This window comes from Ornithinibacillus proteolyticus (assembly GCF_039581225.1).
In the GTDB taxonomy this organism is placed as follows: Bacteria; Bacillota; Bacilli; order Bacillales; family Amphibacillaceae; genus Ornithinibacillus; species Ornithinibacillus massiliensis.
Genome location: NZ_JBCPXV010000122.1, coordinates 1 through 745 on the forward strand (window position 1 = coordinate 1; position 745 = coordinate 745).

At 38.5% G+C, this 745-nt stretch carries 1 protein-coding gene; it reads left to right on the forward strand.

Features of this window, described 5'->3' with window-relative positions:
* Positions 1-745 (forward strand): transposase (locus AAIB49_RS19910; protein WP_343459069.1); only part of this gene is annotated, 745 nt, incomplete at both ends.

The following is a 745-nucleotide window of genomic DNA, read 5'->3' on the forward strand; positions in this document are numbered from 1 at the left end:
CAAGTTGCGACAGAGGGTCAATATGCACTCGCTTATGACGTATTTCCAAATCCAACCGACACTCGTACATTGATTCCCTTTTTGAATACGATCGAAGAAAACTTTTTAGAACTACCTAAATACATCGTGGCGGATGCAGGATATGGTAGTGAACAAAACTATGAAGATATTATGAGAAATAGAAATCGAACACCTCTAATTACATATAACCAGTATCGAAAGGAAAAGAAAAGGAAACACAAAAGTAACGCTTTTCATGTAGACAATTGGGAGTACAACGAAGATGACGATGCATTCACGTGCCCAAATGGAAAGAAAGTGATATTTAGTCACGTATCTCATCGAACAGATAAGTATGGGTTTACCCGAGAGTTCAAGGTATATGAATGCGAAGATTGTTCCGGATGTCCTTTACGATCCATGTGTACAAAGGCGAAAGAGGGAAACAATCGAAAAGTATACCTCAATGAAAAGTGGGAATCTCAAAAAGAATATGTCAGGGAGAAGCTTTCAGACGAGAAAACTGGTGAAATTTACGGGAAACGTAAAATTGATGTGGAGCCAGTCTTCGGATTTCTGAAGGCTAATTTGGGTTTCACTCGAATGTCTGTTCGAGGCAAAGAGAAAGTGATAAATGAATTAGGATTTGCGCTTATGGCGGTAAACTTGAGGAAGTATACCGCCAAAATGGGTAAATCTAGTTTAGGAAATGGAAATGATTTCAAAAAACTGGTTCCAAGCAATT